This window comes from Brevundimonas sp. FV1ps31S (assembly GCF_058681265.1).
Genome location: NZ_CM178735.1, coordinates 1,964,261 through 1,989,298 on the forward strand (window position 1 = coordinate 1,964,261; position 25,038 = coordinate 1,989,298).

Annotated in this window: 18 protein-coding genes; 8 read left to right on the top strand and 10 right to left on the bottom strand. The window is 66.9% G+C overall.

Features of this window, described 5'->3' with window-relative positions:
• Positions 1–38 precede the first annotated feature (38 nt).
• A complete protein-coding gene (locus ACVPT3_RS09300) occupies positions 39–2,744 on the top strand; it encodes a M14 family metallopeptidase (protein WP_492040632.1) in 2,706 nt (901 codons plus the stop codon).
• A gap of 54 nt (positions 2,745–2,798) precedes the next feature.
• Here ACVPT3_RS09300 and ACVPT3_RS09305 read toward each other — a convergent pair whose 3' ends face one another.
• The 10 genes from ACVPT3_RS09305 to ACVPT3_RS09350 form a co-directional block, all read right to left on the bottom strand.
• Positions 2,799–3,701 (bottom strand): dienelactone hydrolase family protein, encoded by a 903-nt coding sequence (locus ACVPT3_RS09305; RefSeq protein WP_492040633.1) that lies wholly within the window; start codon positions 3,699–3,701, stop codon positions 2,799–2,801.
• Between the two features lie 34 nt (positions 3,702–3,735).
• Positions 3,736–5,442: a gamma-glutamyltransferase gene (gene ggt, locus ACVPT3_RS09310; RefSeq protein ID WP_492040634.1), complete on the bottom strand. Its 1,707-nt coding sequence runs from the start codon at positions 5,440–5,442 to the stop codon at positions 3,736–3,738.
• Positions 5,439–6,731 carry a dicarboxylate/amino acid:cation symporter gene (locus ACVPT3_RS09315; protein ID WP_492040635.1) on the bottom strand — a complete coding sequence of 431 codons (1,293 nt, stop codon included), beginning with the start codon at positions 6,729–6,731 and terminating at the stop codon, positions 5,439–5,441. The genes ggt and ACVPT3_RS09315 overlap by 4 nt, the downstream gene beginning before the upstream one ends.
• Before the next feature lie 53 nt (positions 6,732–6,784).
• Positions 6,785–10,075 carry a TonB-dependent receptor gene (locus ACVPT3_RS09320; protein ID WP_492040636.1) on the bottom strand — a complete coding sequence of 1,097 codons (3,291 nt, stop codon included), beginning with the start codon at positions 10,073–10,075 and terminating at the stop codon, positions 6,785–6,787.
• A gap of 94 nt (positions 10,076–10,169) precedes the next feature.
• A complete protein-coding gene (locus tag ACVPT3_RS09325; RefSeq protein ID WP_492040637.1) occupies positions 10,170–11,114 on the bottom strand; it encodes a FecR family protein in 945 nt (314 codons plus the stop codon).
• On the bottom strand, positions 11,092–11,682 hold the full coding sequence (locus tag ACVPT3_RS09330; RefSeq protein ID WP_492040638.1) for an RNA polymerase sigma factor: 591 nt from the start codon (positions 11,680–11,682) through the stop codon (positions 11,092–11,094). Before ACVPT3_RS09330 ends, ACVPT3_RS09325 begins: the two co-directional genes overlap by 23 nt.
• A gap of 123 nt (positions 11,683–11,805) precedes the next feature.
• Positions 11,806–13,113, bottom strand: coding sequence for a pectate lyase (pelA, locus tag ACVPT3_RS09335; protein WP_492040639.1), 1,308 nt, complete (start codon positions 13,111–13,113; stop codon positions 11,806–11,808).
• Between the two features lie 88 nt (positions 13,114–13,201).
• Complete coding sequence (gene lldD / locus ACVPT3_RS09340; RefSeq protein WP_492040640.1) at positions 13,202–14,335, bottom strand: FMN-dependent L-lactate dehydrogenase LldD; 1,134 nt, start codon at positions 14,333–14,335, stop codon at positions 13,202–13,204.
• 18 nt (positions 14,336–14,353) lie between these two features.
• Complete coding sequence (lra1, locus tag ACVPT3_RS09345) at positions 14,354–15,115, bottom strand: L-rhamnose 1-dehydrogenase Lra1 (protein ID WP_492040641.1); 762 nt, start codon at positions 15,113–15,115, stop codon at positions 14,354–14,356.
• A 23-nt stretch (positions 15,116–15,138) separates the two neighbouring features.
• Positions 15,139–15,945, bottom strand: coding sequence for an IclR family transcriptional regulator (locus ACVPT3_RS09350; protein WP_492040642.1), 807 nt, complete (start codon positions 15,943–15,945; stop codon positions 15,139–15,141).
• A gap of 140 nt (positions 15,946–16,085) precedes the next feature.
• On the opposite strand from ACVPT3_RS09350, the gene rhmD reads away from it, so the two are divergent.
• The 7 genes from rhmD to ACVPT3_RS09385 are packed head-to-tail and all read left to right on the top strand — an operon-like array spanning position 16,086 to position 24,868.
• Positions 16,086–17,279, top strand: a complete 1,194-nt coding sequence (gene rhmD, locus ACVPT3_RS09355; RefSeq protein WP_492040643.1) for an L-rhamnonate dehydratase — start codon at positions 16,086–16,088, stop codon at positions 17,277–17,279.
• Between the two features lie 12 nt (positions 17,280–17,291).
• Positions 17,292–18,140 carry a 2,4-didehydro-3-deoxy-L-rhamnonate hydrolase gene (locus ACVPT3_RS09360; RefSeq protein WP_492040644.1) on the top strand — a complete coding sequence of 283 codons (849 nt, stop codon included), beginning with the start codon at positions 17,292–17,294 and terminating at the stop codon, positions 18,138–18,140.
• Complete coding sequence (locus ACVPT3_RS09365) at positions 18,137–18,886, top strand: SDR family NAD(P)-dependent oxidoreductase (RefSeq protein ID WP_492040645.1); 750 nt, start codon at positions 18,137–18,139, stop codon at positions 18,884–18,886. Before ACVPT3_RS09360 ends, ACVPT3_RS09365 begins: the two co-directional genes overlap by 4 nt.
• 12 nt (positions 18,887–18,898) lie before the next feature.
• On the top strand, positions 18,899–19,801 hold the full coding sequence (locus tag ACVPT3_RS09370) for an amidohydrolase family protein (RefSeq protein WP_492040646.1): 903 nt from the start codon (positions 18,899–18,901) through the stop codon (positions 19,799–19,801).
• A gap of 60 nt (positions 19,802–19,861) precedes the next feature.
• On the top strand, positions 19,862–21,124 hold the full coding sequence (locus ACVPT3_RS09375; protein ID WP_492040647.1) for a sugar MFS transporter: 1,263 nt from the start codon (positions 19,862–19,864) through the stop codon (positions 21,122–21,124).
• Positions 21,124–23,403, top strand: coding sequence for a hypothetical protein (locus tag ACVPT3_RS09380; RefSeq protein WP_492040648.1), 2,280 nt, complete (start codon positions 21,124–21,126; stop codon positions 23,401–23,403). The genes ACVPT3_RS09375 and ACVPT3_RS09380 overlap by 1 nt, the downstream gene beginning before the upstream one ends.
• Before the next feature lie 22 nt (positions 23,404–23,425).
• Complete coding sequence (locus ACVPT3_RS09385) at positions 23,426–24,868, top strand: oligogalacturonate lyase family protein (protein ID WP_492040649.1); 1,443 nt, start codon at positions 23,426–23,428, stop codon at positions 24,866–24,868.
• Positions 24,869–25,038 lie beyond the last annotated feature (170 nt).

Below are 25,038 nucleotides of genomic sequence, written 5' to 3' on the forward strand. Positions count from 1 at the left end.
CGTCTAGATCAGTAGATGATTATTTGGGGAGACAGAAAATGCTCAAACGGGTTTGCGCTGCGCTTGCGGTCATCGCTGCACTGTCGGGCGTGTCTGCATCCGCCCAGCCGGGGCCCATCACCTCGCCCCAGGAGGCGTTTGGGCATGACGTCGGCGATGACTATCAGCTGATCAACTACCGGCAGTTCGAAGCCTATCTCCATACGCTCGCCGGCCAGTCGGATCGTATGAAGCTGATGGAGATCGGCAAGACGACCGAAGGGCGAACCCAGTATGTCGCCGCGGTCTCCTCGCCGGCGAACATCGCCCGCCTCGATCATTATCGCGACATCGCCCGACGCCTGGCCAAGGCCGAAGGCGTCGACGAGGCCGAGGCGCGGGCCCTGGCGGCCGAAGGCAAGGCCGTCGTCTGGATCGACGGCGGGCTGCACGCGACAGAGACCGTGCCGCCCCAGGCCCTGATCGCCGCCGTCCATGAATGGCTGACGGCCGAGGATCCCGAGGCCCTGCGGGTGCTGGACGACGTCATCATCCTGTTCGCGCCGCTGAACCCGGACGGCTGGGATCTGGTGGCCGACTGGTACATGCGCGAGGCGGACCCGGAGAAGCGCGAGTTCTCCAGCCTGCCGCGCCTGTATCAGGCCTATGTCGGCCACGACAATAATCGCGACTACTATCTGTCGGCGATGACGGAGACGACCAACGTCAACCGGATGTTGTTCCGGGAATGGTTCCCACAGATCGTCTACAACCACCATCAGCCTGCGCCGGCCGGGACGGTCGTGTTCATGCCGCCGTTCCGGGATCCCTTCAACTACAACTACGACCCGCTGGCGATGACCGCCCTGTCGGAGGTCGCCGCCGCCATGCACAACCGTCTGGTGGCTGAGGGCAAGCCCGGCGCGACCATGCGCAGCGGCGCCCGATACTCCACCTGGAACAACGGGATGGAGCGGTCGATCACCTATTTCCATAACTCCATCGGCCTGCTGACGGAGATCACCGGCCATCCGACGCCCAGCCGCATCGCCCTGGTTCCGGACAACCAGCTGCCGCGCAACGACCTACCGGCCCCGATCGCGCCGCAGACCTGGCGCTTCCGGCAATCGATCGACTATTCGCTGTCGATCAATCGCGCGGTGCTGGACTATGCATCGCGCAATCGCGACCGGCTGCTGTTCAACATCTGGCGCATGGGCGCCAACGCCATCGCCCGGGGCGAGACCGACACCTGGCGCGTCACCCCGTCCCGGATCGAAGCCCTTAAGGCGGCGGCGGGTCAGACCGGGCGCACCGTCGATCCCGCCCTGTACGACAAGGTGTTGCACGACCCGGCGCTGCGCGATCCGCGCGCCTATGTCATCCCGGCGGACCAGGCCGATCTGCCGACCGCAGTCGCCTTCCTCAACAGCCTGATCAAGACCGGGGTGGACGTCGATCGCGCCACCCGCAGCTTCGCCGTCGCCGGGAAGTCCTATCCGGCCGGCTCCTTCGTCGTACGGACGAACCAAGCCTATCGGCCGCATGTGCTGGACATGTTCGAGCCGCAGGACCATCCGCACGACCTGCAGTATCCCGGCGGTCCCCCGGCCCTGCCCTATGACGCCACCGGCTATACGCTGGCGCTGCAGATGGGGGTGGAGTTCGACCGGATTCTGGATCCGTTCGAGGCGCCGCTCGAGCGCATGCCCGACCTGATCGCCACCCCGGCCGGTCGTATCTCGGAACGGGGAGACGCGGGCTTCATTGTCGACCACGCCCAGGTCAACGGCTTCATCCTGACCAACCGGCTGCTCAAGGCGGGCCAGCCGGTCTTCTGGCAGAAGGCCGAGGTGCGGTCCGGCGGCCGGACCCTGGCGCCGGGCGCGCTGTGGATTCCCGCAACCGACACCTCCCGCGCCCTGGTCGAACAGGCCGCCGCCGAACTGGGCCTGAACGCCGAGGCCGTGTCGCGCGCCCCCGACGGCCAGTCCATCGCGCTGAAGCCGGTGCGGATCGGCCTGGTGGATCGCTATGGCGGCTCCATGTCCGCCGGCTGGACCCGCTGGTTGCTGGAGCAGTTCGAATTCCCCTTCGAGGTCGTCTATCCCCAGCGTCTCGACGCCGGCGACCTGAAGACGGATTTCGACGTCCTCGTCTTCGCGCCCGACCTGCTGCCCGCCGACTTCCCGAACGGCGACGGCCGCAGGCAGCCCGCGCCGGAGACGATTCCCGAAGCCTTCCGTCCCTGGCTGGGCGACATCACCCGTGAACGCACCCTGCCCCAGATCGCCGCCTTCGCCGAGGCCGGGGGCGCGATCGTCACCGCCGGTTCGGCCCACACACTGGCCCTGGCCCTGGGCGCCCCGATCGACGACGTCCTGTCGACCGCGAACAAGCCCCTGCCCTCCACCGAATTCTTCATCCCCGGCGCCTTGCTGGCTGTGGACGTCGATCCCGCCGACCCGCTGGCCTATGGCCTCCCGGCCCGACTGAATGTCTTCTTCGACGAGAACGCCGCCTTCACGGCGCGGGGGAATGCGCGGGTCGCCGTCCGCTATCCGTCGCCTGCCGTGGTAGCCAGTGGATGGGCCATCGGTCCGGAGAAGCTGGCCGGCGCCGGCGCCGTGGTGGATGCGCCAATGGGCCAGGGGCGGCTGATCATCCTGGGGCCGGACGTCATCAATCGCGCCCAGGCCCGCGCTTCAGTCCGTCTGTTGTTCAACGCCCTGTTCTACGGCCCGGCGACCGCGCCGGGATCCTGACACAAAAAGGGGCGTCAGCCTGACGCTGACGCCCCTCCCCGCTTCGATCCGAAGTCAGCGGAAAGCCAGTTGCACCTCGAAGAAGCGATCAACCCGACTGCGAAGGTCGTGGGTGGCCGACGCACTGGCGGCGACCGCCTGCCGGCTGCGGCTGGGATCGTCGAAGCCGTGGGCCGCATCCGGATAGAGGGTCAGGTTCACCGGAGCGCCCGCCGCCTGCGCGCGATCAACCAACGTCCGGCAGCTCTCGGGCGACACCTCCTTGTCGGCCGTGCCGATGAAGACTTCGACGGGCGCATAGGTCTTGTAGGCTTGCCGGAACCGGCCCTGCAGGCCGCAGCCCGGGTATAGGGCGAGCCCTGCCCGGAAGCCGATCCGCCGCATGTCGCCGGGCTTGTCGTCCGCCAGCGCAGCCAGGACGGTGCTGGCGCCGTTGGAGAAGCCCATCACGCCAATACGATCGTCCGCCACCCCGTCCACACCGCGCAGGAACCGGAGCGCGCCATAGGCGTCCAGCGGCCGGATCGTCACCTCGTTGATCTCTGGCGGTCGGGAACTGTAGGTTCCCGCCGCGAACCCGGTCGGATAGCCACGCGGCCCGAAGCTGTCGACCACAAGCGCGTAATAGCCTCGGTCAGCCCAATAGTCGGCCCAGAACTTCAGCCGCAAAGTCAAAGTCCGCGCCTCATAGACTCCGTCAGCCAGGGACGAATAGACGCCGCCCCGGCCGTGCATCAGCACGACGGCCGGGGCTCCGCCTTCCGGCGTCGGCCCCGTAGGCCGAAACAGATAGCCGACCAGTTCGGTGCGCGGCTCGTCCATGCTGCGAAACACGATCCGCTCGCCGACAGTCTGTTCGGTCGCCGGCGGCGTCGCTGCGTCCTGACGGGCGGAGGCCGGCGTGGATGCGACCACAATCGCCGCGGCGGCGGTCGCCATCATCAGTCGTTTCATCATCCTGTTCTCCATAAGGACGGACTTGGGGTTCCACTCAGGGGATGACCGCCGCTGAATCCGGCCGGCGGGGATCGGCCGCGCCCATCAGCACGCCGTTCCCGATCAGGATCGACTGGCTGCTGCCGATCGTCTGTCCGACCTCGACCTCGTGGCCCAGGGCCTCGAGCAGCCGGATCGTGTCGCGGTTCAGGCCCGACTCGACCTGAAGCTCGCCGGTCGCCCCGTCCTGATGCACGCGCGGCGTCGTGGTCGCCTCGGCGATGTTCATTCCGTGATCGACGACATTGACGATCAGCTGAAACAGGCTGTTGGGGATGGTCGATCCGCCGGGCGTGCCGGTGACCAGCCAGGGGCGACCGTCCTTGAACACGAGGGTCGGGGCCATGGTGGAGATCATCCGCTTGCCCGGCTCCATCCCGTTCGCGGTGACGGGGCGGCCGTCCGGCCCCATTCGACGATTGAAGTTCTTCATCTGGTCGTTCAGCAGGAAGCCCGCGCCGTCGACCACCGCGCCCGATCCAAAGGATGAGCCGAGGGTATAGGTGTTGGACACCGCATTGCCTTCGCCGTCCACGACCGAGAAATGGGTGGTGTCGATCCCTTCGACTTCCCACGGATCGCCCGGAACCAGTCTGGGCGCGGTCAGGACGCCGTCGGTGGAGATCAGGGCGGAGCGGCCGTCGGCATAGGCCTGGGACGTCAGCTGTGCCGTCGGCAGGCGGCTGAAGTCGGGGTCGCCGATGTAGCGGGTGCGATCCAGCTGGGCCAGTTTCATCGCCTCGGACATCACATGCAGACTGGCGGCGGTGTCCGGCCCCATGGCCTTCAGGTCGAAACGTTCGACGAGGTTCAGCAGCTCCAGCAACATGACGCCGCCGGCGCTGGAGGGCGGCATGGTGACGACGCGATGGCCGCGGTAGTCGGTCTCGATCGGCGCCCGCTCGACGGGCCGGTAGCGGGCCAGATCCTCATGGGTGATCAGGCCGCCTTGTGTCTGCATCGCGGCCACGATCCGGTCGGCGACAGCCCCTCTGTAGAAGGCGTCGGCGCCGTCGCGCTGGATTTCGCCCAAGATCCAGGCCAGGTCGGTCTGCACTAGGGCGTCGCCCGCGCGCAAGGGGGCGCCATCGGGCTGGAGAAAGATGCGACGACCCGCTTCCCAGCGATTCAGAAGGTCCTTCGACCAGGACAGGGCGTAGGCCGCGTCATGGCTCAGCGTGACGCCTTCGGCCGCCAGCCTCCGCGCCGGCTCGATCAGGTCGGCCCACGGCAGTCGCCCCCAGCGCGCATGGGCGTGCGCCAGTCCGGCCACCGTGCCCGGCACGCCGGACGCGCGATAGCCGTAGCGGGCGTCCTGTGGCGCCTGATCATACAGGGCGGGCCGCGCCGCCAGGGGAGCGGTGGAGCGATAGTCGAGCGCATAGGTCCGATCCTCGGCCGCCACATAGACCAGCATGAAGCCGTCGCCGCCCAGATTCCCGGCGCGCGGCAGGGTGACGGCCAGCGCGAACCCCGTCGCCACCGCCGCATCCACCGCATTGCCGCCCTTCGCGAGTATTTCGGCCCCGACCCGGCTGGCGATATCGTTCTGACTGACCACCAGACCGGTGGTCGAGATCACCGGATGGTGGACCGCTTCATAGTTCAGCAGCGCCTGGGGTCGGTCCTGCGCCTGAGCACCCTGAGCCAGGGCCAGGAGGCCGGCGACGAGCGCCGGGAGAAGACGCTGACGACGGATCATTCGAGCGGCCTTTCATTGTAGGTTTCAAGATTCAGCTCCCCCTCCATCCGGGCCACGGCCACGGCCACGGACAGATCGCTGGTGCAGTTCGGGACGGTGCGGATCATGTCCAGCGGCCGGTCGAACGGCAGGAGGAAGCCGACGATCAGAGCGGTCTGGTCGGGCCCCAGACCGATCACTGACAGGACCGCAGCCAGCAGGAACAGGGAGGCGGACGGCGCCGGCGCCGCACCCAGAGCCACCAGGGCGGTCACCGCCATGATAGCCAGATAGTCGGCCGGGCCCAGGGCGACGCCGAACACCTGGGCCGAAAACGCCGCCAGCAAGGCGACATAGAGAGCGGTGCCGTCCATGCTGAGCGTCACACCCAGCGGCAAAACGGTCGAAGCGATGGCCGGGCTGACGCCGAGATTGCGCAGCGCCGCCCGCATGGTCACGGGGAGGGTCGCCGCGCTGGACGCGGTCGAGAAGGCCACGACCATGACGTCTACGACGCCGCGGTAGAAGGGCAGGACCGGCGCGCGCGCCAACAGCCGCAAGACGGCTCCGTGCACGATGAAGATCTGTACGACTGCGCCCAGCAGGACGCAGAAGGCCAGCCGGAAGACGCTGACGAAGGCCGTGGGACCGCTGGAGCCCATCACCCAGGCGATCAGGGCGAAGACGCCGAACGGCGCCAGTTCCATCACGAACCGGACCACGCGCAGCAGCACCTCAGACGCGGATTCCAGGCCCCGCCGCAACGGCCGCCCCTCCTCGCCCGTCGTCAGCAGCGCGCCGCCGATAAGCAGGGCGAAGACGATGACGCCGCTCATGTCGCCAGCGGCCATGGCGGCGATCGGGTTCAGCGGCACGAGATTCATCAGGGCCGCGCCCAGGTCCTGCGCTTCGGCCGGCGGCGCCGGCACGACGCCCGCCAGGTCGACGCCCACGCCGGGCCGAACCAGTTCCCCGATCGCAAGGCCGATCGCCGCGCCGATCAGCATCAGCCCGACATACAGCAGGACGGTCTTCAGACCGACGGATCCGAGGCGCGCCAAATCGGACATGGAGGCGACACCGGCGGCGACGGTGACGAAGACCAGCGGCGTCACCAGCATCCGGATCAGGCGCACGAACAGATCGCCGATCCATTTCAGATCCTGGGCGCGCTCTCCCAGCACCGCGCCTGCGCACACGCCCAGAACCAGGCCGAACAGGATGCGTCGCCACAAGGGTGCGGCGAACCAGAGGCGCACGAGCGTCCGCACCGGCCGGACAAGCCCGACCGAAGGCGCGAGGGGGTGCATGGCAGGCTCCCGGAATGATCAGGCGGCGCGGGAGGCGCCGCCTGATCCTTTCGTCAGAAGGACTTGCGGATGCTGGCATACCACCAGCGGCCACGATTGGAATGGACGCTGCCGGTGTAACCGAACCGCTCGTCCGCCAGCGGCGGATCCTCATCGAAGAGATTGCGCGCGCCGACGCGGACGCGCGCACCGTCCAGCGGGCCGCCTCTGTCGAACTCATACTGGACGTAGAGGTTATGGGTCAGCCACTCGTCCACGACCCAGTAGTCGTCGGTATCCACATAGGTGGCGCTGGTGTCGATGAAGTCGGAGACGTAGCTGGTGTACCAGCCGGAGGTCCACTGGCCCAGATTCCAGGTCAAGGACGCGGTGAACTTCCATTCCGGCCGACCGTTTCGCCCGATAAGGTCTTCCACGCCGCCGACCGTCACCCCCGCGATCGTGCCGTCGGCCAGGGCGTCCAGCAGGATCTGATGCTGCTCGCTGGCCTCCTGATACAGTTTCAGCTTCTGACTTGCATTGAGGCTGAGGCGCCAGTCGCCCACCGGGGTGTCGCGCAGCGTGTAGAACAGGCGGAAGTCGAGACCTTCGGACTCGCGCGGCTGAAGGTTCATGTAGTCGTCCTTGATGGACAACAGGTCGCCCACGGGTGCGAGGCCGGCCGCCGCAGCGTCGGCGATCTGCTGGGCGTCGGGATCGGCCCGGACGACGTTGGGGTTCGAGCTGCCGATCTGACGCAGATAATAGTCCATGATCAGCTGGTTGGTACCGCCGAAAATCCCGACTAGGTCCTCCTGATGGATCTTCCAGTAATCGACGGTCAGCGTCAGGTCGCCGAACCGGTCGGACCAGAGCTCGGGTTCGAACACCACGCCCAGGCTTATGTTTTCGGAGTTCTCCGCCTTCAGGTCCTTGTTTCCCGAACGTTTTTCAATGCGGTCTTCGCTGGTGCAGTAATCGTTGCTGGTCGTCAGGGTCGGGATCGCGCCGATGGCCAGTTGCACCGCACAGGCGGCGTAGTCACGCCGGCTGTTGGAACGCTCGAAATCCGGCTGGTAGAGTTGCAGCAGGTTCGGCGCGCGGAAGCCTTCCGACCAGGCGCTGCGGAACATCAGCCAGGAGGTCGGACGATAGGCCAGCGCCACCTTCGGAGCGCCGACCGTTCCGAACAGGGTGTAGTTCTCCACGCGTCCTGCGATCTGGACATCGACGGACTGCACCAGCGGGATGTTCATCTCCGGTGAAATGACCGGAACGGCCAATTCCAGGAAGGCCGAATAGACGTTGCGCGCGCCGGAGCTGTCCGGCGTATAGGACACCCCCATGACGTCGCTCTGTGAGACGGCGCCGGCCAGATCCGTAAAGGTGATGGTTCCATCCAGACGCGGATCGCGATCTTCGGCGAAGGTTTCCCGACGCGCCTCAACCCCCGCAGCCAGACCGATGTATCCCCCCGGCACCGGGTAGAAATCGCCCTTGGAGACCTTGAAGTCCCACTGCATCAGTTCGGTTTCGGCCTCGCGGTATACCTTGACCATGAAGCTGTCGATCGTCTCCTGGCTGTTCAGCCCCGTCGCGCCGTCCTGGGGATTGGTCAGGTCGCCACCCACGAAAGGATTGTAGGCGTCCGAGGTCGTCCCGTTGATCGCGTCCTGGAGCAGGGTCATGCTGACGCCGTCCATTTCGTCGGTGGTTTCAGCCTTGCTGTAGAGCAAGGCGCTTTCCCAATCGAAACCGGAGCGTTCGCCGCGCAAGCCGCCCAGATAGCGGGTCGTGACGTTCTCGACCTCCACTTCCCGATAGCCCAGGTCGGCGAAACGGTAGTCCTGGATCTGGATCGCCGAGCCGCTCGTCGGCACCCCGGTAAGCCCGCTCAGGCGGGCCGTCACGCCGGTGGCGCCGAACGGGTTCCAGTAGGCGGTCGGCGACATGAGCACGCGCTGGGTGTCAAGCGGCGTGTCCTGCTGCCGCTGCGACCAAGTCTCGCCCCAGTAATAGCTCAGTTCGCCGAAGAACTCGACGCCGTTGTCGAACTTGTGGTTGACGAAGGTGAACAGGTTGGCGCGATCCACCGCCGAACCGATCGTACGCATCGAATCGAGATCATATCGAAGATTATTGTCCTCGCTCGTCGTCGAAAGCGTGGAATTGTCGAAACAGGTGCCCGTCGTATAGGCGCTGGTGATGCACCCGGCGTTGGTGCTGGGCTGGACATGGAAGGTTCCGGCCGTCGATGTCAGGGTCGTGCCGTTGACGCGTGTCGTGGTGCCCGCGTTCTTGTAGGTCGTCGGATCCAGTTTTATGCCTTCAGCCCAGGCCGTGATCGTGCTGTAGGTCTCATAGTCGAGACCGGACGCTCGGCCGTTGAACGCCGCCACGCGTCCGGCGACGGTCGCATAGTCCCGTTCCCAGATGTAGAGCGGATCCCGCGTCAGGTAGCTGCCCATGACGGAGACATTGGTCTTACCGTTGTTGAAGTCCTTGCCGGCCTGGAAATCGAAGGAATATTCCTCCATTCCCCCTTCGTCGTGACCCATGGCGGCCTGAGCCGTGAGGCCTTCGAAATTGTCCCGCAAGACGTTGTTGACGACGCCGGCCACGGCGTCGGTGCCGTAAAGCGCCGCGGCTCCATCGGCCAGAACCTCGACCCGACGCAGGCCGAAGGTGGGAATGGCGTTGGTGTTGACCGTCTGCACCGGCACATAGTTTTCGATCTGCGTGCCGGGATGCGGGACCAGCCTGCGACCGTTCAGCAGCACGAGCGTATTGCCGGTGCCGATGGACCGCAGGTCGATCGACGCCACGTCGCCCCGCGCATTATTGATGCCGCCGTTGTCGCTGTCCGCCTCGTTGAAGCCAACGTCGCCCATCTGGGCGATGGAGCGATAAAGATCGTCACCGTCGGTGGCGCCGATCGCATCCAGATCAGACTGATCGACAACCGTGACCGGCAAGGCCTCGTTTATGCGCGTGCCCCTGATCCGGCTGCCGACGACCACGACTTCGTCAACCTCGGCGGCGCGGCCTGCGCCGGGGCTCCGCTTCTGCAGGATGATGGTCGATCCCTCGCGCGAGGCGACGTAAAGGTCGGTGCCCTCGAGCAGTCGGTCAAGCGCATCTTCGACATCCATCTGGCCCGAGATCGCGGGCCCCGCCCGGCCCGCGAGATGAGCGGTGGGCGCCGATATCGTCACCCCCGCCTGCCGCGCCAGCTCCGGAATGGCCTGCGCCAGCGGCTGGGCCGCCACGTCGAACTGTCTGACTTGAGCCGCAGCCCCGTGCGCCGCTGCGACAAGCACAGCCCCCGCCACGCTCGCCGCCAACCGTCGTTTCCACGACACCATAAGATCCCCCGATCCAACTATCCATGTTCGCCGGCGCACCGGCCATAGACAAGACGGGGGGCGACGCCGGAATCCTCCAGCGTCCGGAAAATATTTAACCGTGACTGAGAAGAATTCGGGTCGAGCTGATTTCAGCACGCAGATTCAGACTGCGGGCCGCCGCCCGTGCGAAGGCGTCGGGATCGTTCGCATCGAACAGGCCGGTGATCTTCATTTCCGCCACCTCGCGATCCGCGAGTTCGATAGGGGCTCCGCTGAAACGTGCGAACTCGGCCGCTGCCCGTTGAAGGCTGTCGTCGTGGAACTCGATCTTGCCGTCGCGCCAGGCCAGACGCCGGTCCATGTGGCGCGCATCCAGCGAAAGGCTGCTCGGAGCGTCGCTCGCGCCGAGGCTGACCAATTGGTTGGCGGTCAGAATTCTGGCCTGGTCGCGTCCGACGCGCATATGGGCCGATCCGGCCAGCGCCGCCACCTCGAACGGCGCCTGGTTCAGGCGTTTCAGCAAAAAGGACCCGTCATAGGTCGTAAGCACCGCTCCGGCCGCGCGCATCACGAACGGGCGCACGGGATCGACGGCGACCTCGAACAGAGCCTCGCCGTACATCAGGACGACTTCGCGGACCGACCGGGTATAGCGGACGCTGACACGCGACGAGGTATTGAGCGTGACCCTGCTGCCGTCGTCCAGGGACACCGCCCGGACTTCGCCGCGCGCGGTGTCGAGGCGTTGCGACCGGCGCCAGTAGGCGGCGGCCAGTCCCGTGCCGCTCAACATCGCCACAGCGACCCCGGCTGCGAGCAGGGATCGCCGCGCCACCACGGGTTGCTCGACGACGGGGCCGCCTCGCAGGGCCGCCGCCTGTCGGGAATGGAGGGCGACGGCGCGCGCGCGCGCGAAGGCGCCGAGACGGCGCGCGTCCTGCGAAGCCCAGGCGTCGAAATCGCGCTGATCCGCAAGTGAAAAGGCCTCACGATCCAGGCGGGCGGCCCATGCAGCCGCGCGGCGATCGATTTCCTCAGCCGTTTCCGTCTCCGACATCCGCCCTTCGTCCGATCCGCTCATTCCGCAACCTTGACGCATCCGGGGCATCATATCCTCCATCGGCGTATGCGGCCATCAATAGAACGAACGCCTTGGCGATGTGCTTCTCGACGGTGCTTTCGGGAAATCCAGTCTCCTGCGCGATCTGTTTCTGCGAATGGCCCGAAACCCGGCTCAAGACAAATATGCGGCGGGTCTTGTCGGGAAGGCGTTCGATCATCCTCGCCAGAAGGCGGAGTTCGTTGCGGCCCACCACTTCATCTTCGGGCGTCACAGCGTCGGCCGCCACCCGCAGCCTGTCGATGTCGGCGACGGCGTCGAGCGGCACCACGTTCTTTCGTCTCAGACGATCGACCGCAGCGGACTGGGCCGTGCGGAACAGATAGGCTCGAACATTCCGAATGGCGCTGACATCGGCGACGCCGATAAGCCGGGCGTAGGTTTCCTGGACAATATCGTCGATATCGGCGGGCGAAGCCCCCCGTCGCAGCCATGCGCGCAACGCAGGCTCATGTGGCAACACGCGCCGCGCGAGCCAGATCGCCGTTTCGTCTGAAACCCCCATGTCGTGAGACTGACATGGAGTTTCAGACGACGGCAAGACCGCGTTCGACGAAATCGCCAGGACAGTGTCCGGGATCGGCTCGCGAGAGAACCTGGCGTGATCTGACGCGTCGCGGCTTCGCGATCAGCCGTTCTCCGCCGCCCAGGCGGCGTAGAGGTCCAACGCCCTCTGCGGCGAGGCGATCCACCACGAGTAGCCGTTGCGCCGGCCGATCGAGATCTCGTTGACGTCGTCGTGGATGGTCTGGTCCTTGTCGCCGAAGATCGGCTGTCCCGTCACCAGATCATAGTTCCGCGACCAGAGGGGGCCGGCGCCGGGCTTGTCGATCAGCTTGCGGCCCTGGTCCGTCATCTCGAACGACTTGTCGTAGACGCGGACCGACTCCAGCCAGGCCGCCGCGCCCCGCACAGCCGCCTTGACCTCGGGCGACGGGTCCGGCTCGCGCATCAGGAAGATCAGGATGTCGGTGGTCTCGCCGCTGGCGATGGATCGGGGTTCGTAGTTGCGGGCGCTGGTCGGAACCAGACGCATCGGCTCGATCTGCTGGGGCCAGCCCATCAGGCGGTCGCCATGGCGCACCTGGGCCGCCAGGATCACGTCAACGGCCTTCTTGGTCGCCTCGGCGGCCCGCGCCTTCAGACCGGCGGGGACAAAGTCGAAGCCCTCGCGTCCATGGGCCACGTCCCGCAGCAGCATGGCGGCGTTGGCGACGGCGTTGTCGTTGAAGGTGATGGAGTCATGGAATCCGCCTTCCAGCGGCCAGATCTGGGGCCAGCCGCCGTTGGGATACTGGGCGTTCAGCAGATAGTGGACGCCCCGGACGATGCTGGCCCGCCAGCCCTCCCCCTCGGCTCCAGGAGCGTGGGCCGCGACCTTGGCCAGGAACCGCATCTCGCTCCAGGTCGCCTCGTTGTCCAGGGTGCCGACGAAGGTCCAGAACCGGTCGGCGGGCGCATCGAAGTTGGCCGGGTTCTGCTCCATGGTCTCGGCGTCGTTCGAGAACCGCTGCCCCGGCAGACGTGCGATGCTGCGGTCCTGATTCTTGCTCCAGCCGCCTGCGGGCGTCTGGAAGCTGACGATGGCGTCGGCGATCGCGCGCGCTTCCGCCGTGCCATACCAGTCCGAGGGGCGGTCCAGCGGCATATTGTAGTGACTGGGGCCGACCGCCTGGGGCGGCGGGGGCGGCGTCGCGCCAGGGGGCAGTTCGGCGGCCAGGGCCGCCCGGTCCGCGAGATGCTGGGCCTGCGAACGGGCCAGATAGTCCGCCCACACGCCGCGTTCCGCGTCCGGCAGGGCGCCGATCCGGTCGATCATCAGCCCGACTGCAGGCGTGTTCAGGCGCAGAACCTCAGCCTGGGCGCCCGCGCTCGCAAGGCCGGCGGCGGTCAGGGCGCCCAAGGCGACCAAGGAACGGACGAAAACCGATCTCATAAAGCGTACTCCCGTAATTTTGGGAAACACTTCTACATGCTGAGACAAAAGACGCAACCTGGCCCTGGTCGGGCGCTGGGCGGCGCAGTCATTCCGCCAGCAGGGTTCGGTCGATCGCGGCGATCGACTTGGCGCCGGTGAGGGTCATGGCCACGCGCAACTCCTTCTCGAGCAGGTCGAGCAGGTTCACGACCCCCGCCTCCCCCCCAGCCGCCAGGGCGTAGACGAAGGCGCGGCCCAGCATGACGGCGTCGGCGCCCAGGGCCAGGGCGCGCGCCACGTCCAGCCCGTTGCGGACGCCTGAATCGACCAGGATGCGCAGATCGCCCTGTACCGCGTCAGCGATCGCGGGAAGCGCGCGCGCCGAGGAGAGGACGCCGTCCAGTTGGCGCCCGCCGTGGTTCGACACCACGATCCCGTCGGCGCCGAAGCGCACCGCCTCGCGCGCATCGTCAGGATCCAGGACGCCCTTGATGATCATCGGACCGTCCCAATCGTCGCGGATCCACTGGAGATCCTTCCACGAGATCGACGGATCGAAATTGGCGCCGAGCCAGCCGATATAATCCGCCAGTCCGGTCGGCTTGCCCAGGAAGGCCGAGACGTTGCCCAGGTCGTGCGGCGTTCCGCGCAAGCCCACATCCCAGGCCCAGGCGGGATGGGTCATGGCCTGGACCATGCGGCGCAGGGCTGCGCGGGGCCCGCTCATGCCCGAATGGGCGTCGCGATAGCGGGCGCCGGGGGTGGGCATGTCGACGGTGAAGACCAGGGTCTTCACCCCCGCCGCCCGCGCGCGCTCAAGCGCATGTCGCATGAAGCCGCGGTCCTTCAGCACATAGAGCTGGAACCACATGGGCCGCGAGATCGCAGGCGCCACCTCCTCGATCGCGCAGACCGAGACGGTGGACAGGGTGAAGGGCACGCCACGGGAGGCCGCCGCCTTCGCCGCCTGGACCTCGCCGCGACGTGCGTACATGCCGGTGAGGCCGACGGGCGCCAGAACGATGGGCAGGCGAAGCGTCTCGTCGAACAGCCGCGTCTCCAGGCTCAGCGCGCTCATGTCGCGCAGCACCCGCTGGCGCAGGGCGATGGCTCGCCAATCCTCGACGTTGCGCCTCAGCGTTTGCTCTGCGTAGGCGCCGCCGTCGATATAGTGGAACAGGAAGGGCGGCAGCTTGCGACGCGCGGCCTCGCGATAGTCGTCGGGCGAAGAGATGATCATCTCGAACCGCAGCCGATCCTATTGGAGGTTCACGAAGGCGCCGCCGTCCACCAGCAGCGCCGCGCCGGTGACATAGGCCGCCATGTCCGAGGCCAGGAAGGCCACTGCGCCGCCGATGTCCTCGGGCTGGCCAAGGCGGCCGAGCGGGATCCGCCCCTCCATGTACCGGCGCTTGGCGGGATCGGCGAGATCGTCCTTGTTGATGTCGGTCAGGATGGTCCCCGGCAGGACCGAGTTGCACCGGATGCCGTGCCGCCCCAGCGCAATGGCGCAGGATTGCATCAGGCTGTGAACCCCCGCCTTGGTCGGGGTGTAGTGGGTCTGGAACTCGCCGCCGACCAGGGCGGAGATCGAGCTGATGGCGATGATCGCCCCGCCTTGTCCCTGTTTCACCATCTGGTTCGCCGCCGCCTGGGTCATGAAATAGGCTCCGTGGAGATTGACCTCCATCGTCCGTTTCAACACCTCGACCGGCATGTCGAGGAAGGCGTGGAACGGGCAGATTCCGGCGTTGGAGACGAGGACGTCCACCTTGCCGAAGGCGTCGACCGCCGCCTGCACGAAGGCCGTCGCCGTTTCCGGCAGGGCGACGTCCCCCTCGACCCACAGGGCGCGTCGACCGTGCGCCTCGACCGCAGCGACGACCGCGTCGACGGCGTCCCCACCGGCATGGCTGTTGATCGCCACGTCGGCGCCCTGTCTGGCCATTTCCACCGCAACGGCGGCCCCGATGCCTCTCGTTCCGCCGGTGACGAGAACGACTTTGTCTTTGAGCAGCATGGGGTCTCCAGGGCTGTTTCGGTTCAGGATTGGGGCGTCCAGCCCAGTTCGGCGCTGATCGCATTCGCCGCGCTGGTGACCGTCCGGGTCAGGTCGGCCATCCGTTCGTCGGACATGTATTGGGCGGCCGAGGAGACGCTGAGGGCGGCGACCACCTGGCCGTTCACCGAACGGATCGGGGCGGCGACGCAGCGGATCTGGTCCTCATTCTCTTCGAGGTCGAAGGCGTAGCCCTTCTCGGCGTAGCTGCGCATACGCTCAAGCCAGACGGCGCGCTGGGCCGAATCAAACGGCTGGCCTTCCGGGGCGTAGAACTGCATCCACTCGGCTTCGGTCTTGTCCAGGATCAGCGCCTTGCCCAGGCCGGTCGAGGCGATCGGGTGGCGTTCGCCCAGACGTGAGCCGATGTTGATCCGCCGCCGCCCCGGCACCTTGTCCAGATACAGCGCATGGCGGCCGTCGAGCACCCCGAGATGCACCGTGTCGTCGGTCTGGGCCGAGAGTTGTTCGAGCCAGGGCCGCGCGACGCGCGGCAGATGCATCTGCTGGCTGGCGGCGTGACCCAGCTCCAGCAGTTTGGCCCCCAGGCTGTAGCCCTCGCGCGGCCGGAACGACAGCAGGCGGCGGTCCACCAGGGCGGACGCCAGCCGGTGGGTCGTGCTGCGGGTCAGGTCCAGTTTCTCGGCCAATTCCGTCAACGGCAGCGGGCCGTCGACCAGGGCGTCGATCACGTCCAGGCCACGCAGCAGGGTTTGACTGCCGGACGCCTTGGCGCCGATCTCTTCTTCCCCATCGACCTGCGCGGTCCTGATTGACGCCGTTCGTCCCATTTCGTAATCCTCATTCTCAGAATGTAGCAAAACGCGCAAGTCACCCTGTTCCAGGGTTGTGAGTTTGACGCGGCTAGCGGAGGAAAGCCAGTGCCATCCCGCAATATGGGAACAAATCACCATTCGGCGCCCACGCGCCGATGAGTCGCTTGCCTCGCATCAAACATGTGCGCGCCTTCGTCGTGAAGAACGACGGGACGGGCGGCGGCGCGGACTATCACGACCAGGGCGACGGCCACTGGATCGACGACCACATCGCCACGCCGATGGCGAAGTATCCCGAGTATCGCCAGAGCCGCCGCAGCTTCGGCATCAATGTTCTGGGCACGCTGGTGGTCGAGATCGAGGCGGAGAACGGCGTCGTCGGTTTCGCGGTGACGACCGGCGGCGAACCCGCCGCCTATATCGTGGAGAAGCACCTGGCGCGGTTCCTGGAGGGGCGCGATCCGTCCGAGGTCGAGAAGATCTGGGACCAGATGTATTTCTCGACCCAGTACTATGGCCGCAAGGGCCTGGTCGTGAACGCCATCTCGGGCGTCGATCTGGCCCTGTGGGACCTGTTAGGCCGCCTGCGCCAGGAACCGGTCTTCGCTATGCTGGGTGGACCGGTGCGCGACGAACTGACCTTCTACGCCACCGGCGCGCGGCCCGACAAAGCCAAGGAACTGGGCTTCATCGGCGGCAAGATGCCCCTGCACCACGGTCCGGCCGAGGGCGAGGAAGGCCTGCACAAGAACCTGGCCGAACTCGAAGCCATGCGGAACGCCTGCGGCGACGACTTCTGGCTGATGTTCGACTGCTGGATGGCGCTGGACCTGAACTATGCGACCCGGCTGGCGCATGAAGCGCACAAGCTGGGCCTGAAGTGGATCGAGGAGGCGCTGAGCCCCGACGACTACTGGGGCTATCAGGCGCTGAAGAAGAACGCGCCCAAGGGGATGCTGGTGACCACCGGCGAGCACGAGGCCACCCGCTGGGGCTTTCGAATGCTGCTGGAGATGGAATGCTGCGATATCATCCAGCCGGACGTCGGCTGGTGCGGCGGCGTCACCGAACTGCTGAAGATCTCAGCCCTGACCGATGCCAAGGGCGTGCTGATGATCCCGCATGGCTCGTCGGTCTATTCCTACCATTTCGTGGTGACCCGCCATAACAGTCCGTTCGCGGAGTTCCTGATGATGGCCCCCGGCGCCGACGAAGTCGTGCCCATGTTCCATCCGCAGCTGATCGGCGAGCCAGTCCCAGTGAACGGCCGCCTCAAGGTCCCCGACACCCCCGGCTTCGGCGTGGAGCTGAACCGCGACATCGCCCTGCACCGCCCCTATGAACGATAAGAAAAGTCACCCATGAAACTGCTCCGCTATGGACCCAAGGGCCAGGAAAAGCCTGGCCTGCTCGACGCCGACGGCCGTATCCGGGACCTGTCAGGCGTCGTGGCCGACATTACGCCGGACCTGTTGTCCGCAGAGAACCTGAAAAGGCTGGCGTCGATTGACACCGGTTCCCTGCCCCTGGTCGACGGCGAGCCGCGCTACGGCGTGCCGGTCAGCGGCAGCCGGAAATTCATCGCCATCGGCCTGAATTTCGCCGACCACGCGGCGGAGTCGAACCTGCCGATCCCGGCCGAGCCCGTGGTCTTCACCAAGGCCATCACCTGCCTGAACGGACCGAATGACGACGTCGTCATTCCGCGCGGCTCCGAGAAGACCGACTGGGAGGTCGAACTGGGCGTGGTGATCGGCAAGACCGCGTCCTACGTCACCCGGGAAGAGGCGCTGGACCACGTCGCCGGCTATGTCCTGATCAACGACGTGTCGGAACGCGCTTTCCAGATCGAGAGAGGCCCCACCTGGGACAAGGGCAAGGGCTGCGACACCTTCGGACCCGTGGGGCCCTGGCTCGTCACGGCCGACGAAGTGGGCGACGTCCAGAACCTCGACATGTGGCTGGACCTCAACGGCCAGCGAATGCAGACGGGAAACACCCGGACGATGATCTTCAGCGTCGCCGAGATCGTGTCCTACCTGTCCGAGTTCATGACACTGGAACCCGGCGACCTGATCACCACCGGCACCCCGCCCGGCGTCGGCCTGGGCCAGAAGCCGCCCCTGTATCTGAAGCCGGGCGACACGGTTCGCCTGGGCATCCAGAAGCTGGGCGAACAGGGTCAGACGTTCGTGGAATGGACCCGATGAGCGCTTACGCAGGACGTTTCGCGGGCCGCACCGCCGTGGTGACCGGCGGCGCCTCGGGCCTGGGCAAGGCCTCGGCCGCCCGCATCGTCGCCGAGGGCGGCAGGGTGGTGCTGTGGGACCTGAACGCCGATGCGCTGAAGGCGGCGGCTGAAGAAGTGGGCGCGGTCCACGTCGTGGCCCTGGATGTCTCGGACGCGGACGCCGTGGCTGCGGCGGCCGAGGTCTCCAACAAAGCGCTGGGCCGCATCGACATCCTGATCGCCTCGGCCGGGATCACCGGCGCCACGGTCCCGGTGCACGAGTTCCCGATCGACAGCTGGAAACGGGTCGTCGACATCAACCTGAACGGCGTCTTCTACTGCGCCCGCGCCGTCGTGCCCTTCATGCTGGCCAACGGCTATGGCCGGATCGTCAACGTCGCCTCGGTCGCAGGCAAGGAAGGCAATCCGAACGCGAGCGCCTACTCCGCCTCCAAGGCCGGGGTGATCGGCTTCACCAAGTCGCTGGGCAAGGAACTGGCCGGCAAGGGCGTCATCGCCAACAGCCTGACGCCCGCCACCTTCGAAAGCCCGATCCTGGAGCAACTGCCCCAGACCCAGGTCGATTACATGCGCGCCAAGATCCCGATGGGCCGTCTCGGCGAGGTCGACGAAAGCGCCGCCATGGTCTGTTTCATGGCGTCGGAAGAGTGCAGCTTCACCACCGCCTCGACGTTCGACACGTCGGGCGGTCGCACCACCTACTGACGGAGACCGCAGGTGGCCTCGGACCTTCGCATCGTCGATCCGCACGTCCACCTGTGGGACCTGTCACGCGCGCGCTACGGCTGGCTGCAGGATGATCCCCTGCCGAACAATCCGGCGGGGGACATGACCCCTATCGCGCACAGGAACTATCTGCTGCATGACTATCTGTCGGACACGGCGGGCTGGCGCGTGGACAAGATCGTCCACGTCGAGGCCGGCCAGCCGGCAGGCGCACAGCTCGGCGAGACCGACTGGCTGCAGACCATGGCCGATCAGGACGGCTATCCGCAGGGAATCGTCGCGGGAGCCGACCTCCTGGATCCGGACCTCGACGCCTTGCTGGAGGCGCACGCCGCCCGACCGAACGTGCGCGGCGTGCGCCAGATCGTCTGCTGGCACGAGGATCCGCTGAAGACCTATACCGACCGCGACCTGCTGCGCGATCCGCAATGGGTCGAGGGGTTCACCAAACTGGCGCGCCACGGCCTGTCGTTCGACCTGCAGCTCTATCCGTCGCAGATGGCGACCGCCGCCATCATTGCAGCCCACCACCCCGACATCCCGATAATCATCAACCACGCCGGCCTTCCAACCGACCGGAACGACATCGGAGTGGAACGCTGGCGGATAGGATTGCGCCTTCTGGCCGCCCAGCCCCAGGTGTCGATCAAGATCTCGGGCCTGGGCATCACCGACCGCACCTGGACCTTGGACTCCATCCGACCGACGGTCCTTGAGTGTATCGAGGTCTTCGGGACCGAGCGGACTATGTTCGCCTCAGACTTCCCTGTCGAAAGCGTCCACGGGACTTTCGACGCCTTCTATTCCGCCTTTGACGCGATCACGGCCGACTTCTCGACCGATGAGCGCGACCGCCTGTTCGCCGCCAACGCCGAGGCGATCTACCGAATCTGATTTCACCGCCGAAGCCGCGCAAAGACGGCAAGGCCCCGGAAGGACACCAGGAGAGACATCATGGTCATAGAGACCGACGCGGCCCACACCCCCGGAGGGCTGGCCCGACCCGCCGGTTCCCTGAGGGGCCCGCTGGCCTTCGCCATCGCGTGTTTTCTGATCTGGGGACTGGCCTATGGTCTGCTGGACGTCCTCAACAAGCATTTCCAGGAGACGCTGAGCATCAGCCAGGCCGACAGCGCCTGGCTGCAGATCGCCTATTTCGGGGCCTATCTGCTGCTGTCGATCCCGGCGGGCATGTTGCTGCACGCGAGGGGGTACAAGTTCGGCATCGTGTCGGGCCTGGCGGTCACCGCCATCGGCGCTCTGCTGTTCATTCCAGCGGCAGGCGCGGGCGCCTTCCTGCCGTTCGTCGGCTCGATGTTCGTCCTCGCCGCCGGCCTGTGCATTCTGGAGACCAGCGCCGACACCTACGTCAACGTGCTGGGGGATCCGGCCAAGGCTTCGCAGCGGCTGAACCTGGCTCAGTCCTTCAATGCCCTGGGCGTCTTCTTCGGTCCGCTGATCGGCGGCGCGGTCTTCTTCAGCCCGACCACCACCGAGGCCCTGGGCGGCGCAACCCGCTCGATCCAGATCGTCTACGGCCTGATCGCTGTCGGGGTGGTCCTGTTCGCCATCGCCGTCTGGCGCGCCCGCCTGCCAGAGACCGGTCTGTCCGACCACGGCGGCGCGGTCGAGGGCGACGCCCCCGCCCTGCCCCTGTCGAAACAGCCGCACTTCATCGCCGGCGTGATCACCCAGGCGCTGTACATCGGCGCCCAGGTCGGCATCGGCGCCTATTTCATCAATCTGGTGACCCACAACTGGCAGGGGCTGACGTCGCAGCAAGGCGCCTTCATGCTGTCGCTGGCGGCCATCGGCTATCTGGTCGGCCGGTTCTTCGCCACCGCCCTATTGCTGAAGATCAAGCCGCGTGTCCTGCTGACCACCTATGGCCTGATCAATGTGATCCTGACCCTGGTCGTAGCCGCCGGCGTCGACAAGGTGTCGCCCATCGCCCTGCTGGCCGTCTTCTTCTTCATGTCCACCATGTTCGCCACCATCTTCGCCCTGGGCACCGCCGGCCTGGGCGCCGGCACCAAGAAGGCGTCTTCCCTGATGGTCATGGCCATCGGCGGCGGCGTTCTCCTGCCCTGGCCCATGGGCAAGATCGCCGACCTCTACGGCGCTAACGTCGCCTTCCTCTTGCCCGCCGTCTGCTTCGCCGTCGTCGCCTGGTATGGTTGGAAGGGCGCCGGGCTGGGCCGAGAGGAGGCCGCGTGATGCGTTTGCGCGCCGCCCTGCTCGCCTTCACCCTGCTGGCGGGTCCGACCGCCGTCATCGCCCAGAGCGTCGGCACGGAGACCGTGGCCCCCGCTGCGCCGATCGACCGCCACGCCCTGGTGACCCGCCATAACGTCGTCCTGACCGCCATCGACCGCCACGCGCCGATCCAGCTGGGCAACGGCGATCTGGGCTTCACCGTCGACATCACCGGGCTGCAGACCTTCCCGGACCAGTATTCGGAACTGGCTCCGCTGATGACCATGGCCCAGTGGGCCTGGCACAGTTTCCCCAATCCCGAGGGCTACACCGAGGAAGACGGGCTGATCGCCGTGCCGGTCGCCGGCCGGGGGGAGCAGCCCTACGCCTGGATGAAATCCTGGGACGTGGCCGAAACCAACCCCGCCTACACCTGGCTCAGGGCCAATCCGCATCGTTTCTCGCTGGGGCGTATCGGCCTGACCTTCGCCGACGGGAGCGACCCGGATTTCGCCAGGATCGCCGACACGCACCAGACGCTGGACCTGTGGGACGGACGCCTGACCAGCCGCTTCACCTACGACGGCCAGCCCGTCGAGGTCGTGACCCGCGTTCACCCGAGCCTGGACATGGTGATGGTCGAGATCGCCTCGCCCCTGGTGGCGAGCCGTGGTCTGGGCGTCCGCGTCCGCTATCCCGGCGTCAATCCGGCGATCAATCCCGACACGTCCGCGTTCGACGGCGACGGCGCCCAAAGCCTGGCCGTCATCGACCAGACGGACGGCGAGACGCGCCTGCGCCGGACCCTGGACGACACGGTCTATTATTCCGCCATCGCGGGGAACGGCCGGGTGAACCAGGCCGGTCCGGCCGAATTCCGGACGGCGTCGACCGGCGGCGACCGACTGACCGTCATGGTGCGTTTCGACCAGACGGACAGCCCTGCCCCCACGCCCGCCTTCGCCGAGGGCGCCCGGGCGACGAGCCTGTACTGGCATGACTTCTGGACGCGGGGCGGCGCCGTCGACTTCTCGGGCAGCACCGACCCGCGCGCGGCCGAGCTGGAGCGCCGCGTGGTCCTGTCGCAATACCTGTCGGCGGTGAACGGCGCCGGCGAACTTCCGCCGCAGGAAGAGGGTCTGTTCTCCAACAGCTGGTACGGCAAGTTCCACCTGGAGATGCACCCCTGGCATTCCGGCTGGCAGGCGATGTGGGGTCATGCCGACATGCTGGAGCGCAGCCTGCCCTGGTATGTCGCCAACCTGCCGCACGCCCGCGCAGAGGCCGCACGCCACCAGGTCGACGGCGCCTGGTGGCCCAAGATGACGGGACCGGAGGGCCGCAACAGCCCCAGCCTGGTGTCCCCCTTCATCATGTGGCAGCAGCCGCACCCGATCCTGCTGGCCGAACTGATCTGGCGGGCCGAGAAGGATCCGGCCGTGCTGGAACGCTACGGCGAGGTCGTCGAGGCCACCGCCGACCTCCTGGCCTCCTGGCCCCTGCCCGACGGCGACCGCCTGAACCTGGGCCCGCCGCTGATCCCCGCACAGGAGAACTACGACCCGCTGACCACGGTCAATCCGACTTTCGAGGTCGAATATTTCCGTTGGGCGCTGGAGACCGCCCAGGCCTGGCGCGAACGCCAGGGTCGGTCCCGCAACGCAGCGTGGGACGCCGCCCTGGCCCGGATCGCGCCGCCGCCGATGAAGGACGGCCTTTACCTGCCGGTCGAGAGCGCGCCGGACTTCTGGGAGACGGCCCTGTCCGACGCCTGCCGCAGACAGGCTGCGGCCGCCCAGTGCAAGAACCGCGACCATCCCTCCTTCCTGATGGCCTATGGTTTCATCCCGGGAGCGCGGATCGACCCCGCCGCCATGCGACGCACCTTCGCCGCGGTCGAGGCGAGCTGGGACGTGCGTCAGACCTGGGGGTGGGACTTCCCGATGATGGCCATGACCGCCGCCCGTCTGGGCGAGCCGGACAAGGCGGTCGACTGGCTGTTCGCCGATCTGAAGAACAATCAGTGGGGGCCGACCGGAATGACGCCGCGCGTCCATCTTGACGCCCACGCCGATGAACTGGTCCCGACCTCGGCCGGCGCGGGCGGGGTGGAGATGGCGGTCAACCCGGACGGACCCGGCTATCGCCGGGCGGCCGAGACCTATTTCCCCTCCAACGGTGCCCTGCTTATGGCGGTCGGCCTGATGGCCGCCGGCTGGGACGGGTCGACCGGCCCCGCGCCGGGCTTCCCCAAGCAGGGCTGGACCGTCCGTGTCGAAGGCCTGACGCCCGCCCCCTGATCCGAACACACAGGACCGCCTCATGACCACTTCCAGACGTTCCGCCCTGAAGGCCCTTCTGGCCGCTCCTGCCGTCGGCGCGCTGGCCGGTGCGGCTCAGGCGCGCGGCGCTCCGGCGCAGACCCCGCCGCCGACCGGCGCGCCGGTCTTTCCCGCGCCCAACACGGCCCCGCCCGTCCATCAGGCGGGGGAGACGCCGCCGCCTTGGCCGACCTGGGACGGGCCGGTCCCGACCGACTGGGTGGATCCCAGGACCGGTCACAGGGTCGTGCGCCTGTCGGGCGACGAGGGCGGCGGCAAGCTCTATTTCTACCGCAACAGCTTCACGCCGCAGGGCGACATCCTGGTGTTCTCTTCGCCCGAAGGCATCGTCAAGGTCGAGTTGAACAACGGCTTGCGACGGTCCGTCCTGGTCCCGGACGACAAGGCGGACCTGATGGTCACGGGCCGCAAGACCCGCACCGCCTACTACACCGTCTCGGATCCGGGCGAAGGCCAGCCCACCGACCGGCCGCGCACCCTCTATGCGGTGGACATCGACAGTGGGGAGACGCGGCGGCTCGCGCGGATCGAACAGGGCCAGTTCAGTTCGATCAACGCCGACGAGACCCTGGTCGTCGGCACGGTCGCCTATGGCGACGCTCCACTTCAGCCCGACGCCGCCGACCCGCGCAACCGTCGCGCCGGACAGGCCGAATACGCCGCCGTCGGCCCCGACGGCCGTCCGCTGAACTTCGCCAAGGCCAAGGGCGTGCGGATGCTGCAGCGCTGGGCCGCGCGCGTGCCGATGGAGCTGTTCGTCGTCGACCTGAGGACCGGCCAGCGCCGCGTGGTCCATTCGGCCACGGATTGGCTGAACCATCCGCAGTTCTCGCCTACGGACCCCGACCGCATCATCTTCTCGCATGAGGGGCCGTGGCATCGTGTCGACCGGATGTGGACCATCCGGACCGATGGGACGGATCTGCGCAAGCTTCACCAGCGGACGATGAATTTCGAGATCTTCGGCCACGAGTGGTTCAGTCCCGACGGCAGGCAGGTAATGTACGACCTGCAGACGCCGCGCGGCCAGGTCTTCTGGGTCGCCTCGGTGGATCTGGAGACCGGCAAGCGGGTCTATCGGCGACTGGAGCGCGACAGCTGGTCGGTGCATTTCAACACCGCTCCGGACGGGACCTTCTTCGCGGGAGACGGGGGCGACGCCGACATGGTCGCCCATGCGCCGGACGGCAAATGGCTGGTCCTGCTGCGCCCGGAACCGGTGGTCGACCACGACCCGGAGAGCGACCAGGACGACCTGATCTCGGTCGAATATCTGCGCACGGAACGGCTGGTCGACATGAGCCGCCACGATTACCGGCTGGAGCCGAACGTCACCTTCACCCCGGACGGCCAGTGGGTGCTGTTCGTCTCGAACATGCACGGACGAAACCACGTCTACGCCGCATCGGTAGCGCGGGCCTGAGCGGGGCAGCGCTCAAACCTTGGGTAAGCATATGAAACTCAATCGCTTTCCCTGATCTAGATATCAGATCTAAAGGTCGACGCCAGCGCATATTGCAAAATGCGAGAAGGTGTTGCACAAAACGGTACGTCGCTCATCCAACTATGTGCGACATCATACCAAAAAATGAC

What these genes read in the sequence shown, in the direction of transcription:
- ACVPT3_RS09300 (WP_492040632.1), top strand. Translation starts at nt 39, where the DNA reads ATGCTCAAACGGGTTTGCGCTGCGCTTGCGGTCATCGCTGCACTGTCG.
- ACVPT3_RS09305 (WP_492040633.1), bottom strand. Translation starts at nt 3,701, where the DNA reads ATGATGAAACGACTGATGATGGCGACCGCCGCCGCGGCGATTGTGGTC.
- ggt (WP_492040634.1), bottom strand. Translation starts at nt 5,442, where the DNA reads ATGATCCGTCGTCAGCGTCTTCTCCCGGCGCTCGTCGCCGGCCTCCTG.
- ACVPT3_RS09315 (WP_492040635.1), bottom strand. Translation starts at nt 6,731, where the DNA reads ATGCACCCCCTCGCGCCTTCGGTCGGGCTTGTCCGGCCGGTGCGGACG.
- ACVPT3_RS09320 (WP_492040636.1), bottom strand. Translation starts at nt 10,075, where the DNA reads ATGGTGTCGTGGAAACGACGGTTGGCGGCGAGCGTGGCGGGGGCTGTG.
- ACVPT3_RS09325 (WP_492040637.1), bottom strand. Translation starts at nt 11,114, where the DNA reads ATGTCGGAGACGGAAACGGCTGAGGAAATCGATCGCCGCGCGGCTGCA.
- ACVPT3_RS09330 (WP_492040638.1), bottom strand. Translation starts at nt 11,682, where the DNA reads ATGGGGGTTTCAGACGAAACGGCGATCTGGCTCGCGCGGCGCGTGTTG.
- pelA (WP_492040639.1), bottom strand. Translation starts at nt 13,113, where the DNA reads ATGAGATCGGTTTTCGTCCGTTCCTTGGTCGCCTTGGGCGCCCTGACC.
- lldD (WP_492040640.1), bottom strand. Translation starts at nt 14,335, where the DNA reads ATGATCATCTCTTCGCCCGACGACTATCGCGAGGCCGCGCGTCGCAAG.
- lra1 (WP_492040641.1), bottom strand. Translation starts at nt 15,115, where the DNA reads ATGCTGCTCAAAGACAAAGTCGTTCTCGTCACCGGCGGAACGAGAGGC.
- ACVPT3_RS09350 (WP_492040642.1), bottom strand. Translation starts at nt 15,945, where the DNA reads ATGGGACGAACGGCGTCAATCAGGACCGCGCAGGTCGATGGGGAAGAA.
- rhmD (WP_492040643.1), top strand. Translation starts at nt 16,086, where the DNA reads ATGAGTCGCTTGCCTCGCATCAAACATGTGCGCGCCTTCGTCGTGAAG.
- ACVPT3_RS09360 (WP_492040644.1), top strand. Translation starts at nt 17,292, where the DNA reads ATGAAACTGCTCCGCTATGGACCCAAGGGCCAGGAAAAGCCTGGCCTG.
- ACVPT3_RS09365 (WP_492040645.1), top strand. Translation starts at nt 18,137, where the DNA reads ATGAGCGCTTACGCAGGACGTTTCGCGGGCCGCACCGCCGTGGTGACC.
- ACVPT3_RS09375 (WP_492040647.1), top strand. Translation starts at nt 19,862, where the DNA reads ATGGTCATAGAGACCGACGCGGCCCACACCCCCGGAGGGCTGGCCCGA.
- ACVPT3_RS09380 (WP_492040648.1), top strand. Translation starts at nt 21,124, where the DNA reads ATGCGTTTGCGCGCCGCCCTGCTCGCCTTCACCCTGCTGGCGGGTCCG.
- ACVPT3_RS09385 (WP_492040649.1), top strand. Translation starts at nt 23,426, where the DNA reads ATGACCACTTCCAGACGTTCCGCCCTGAAGGCCCTTCTGGCCGCTCCT.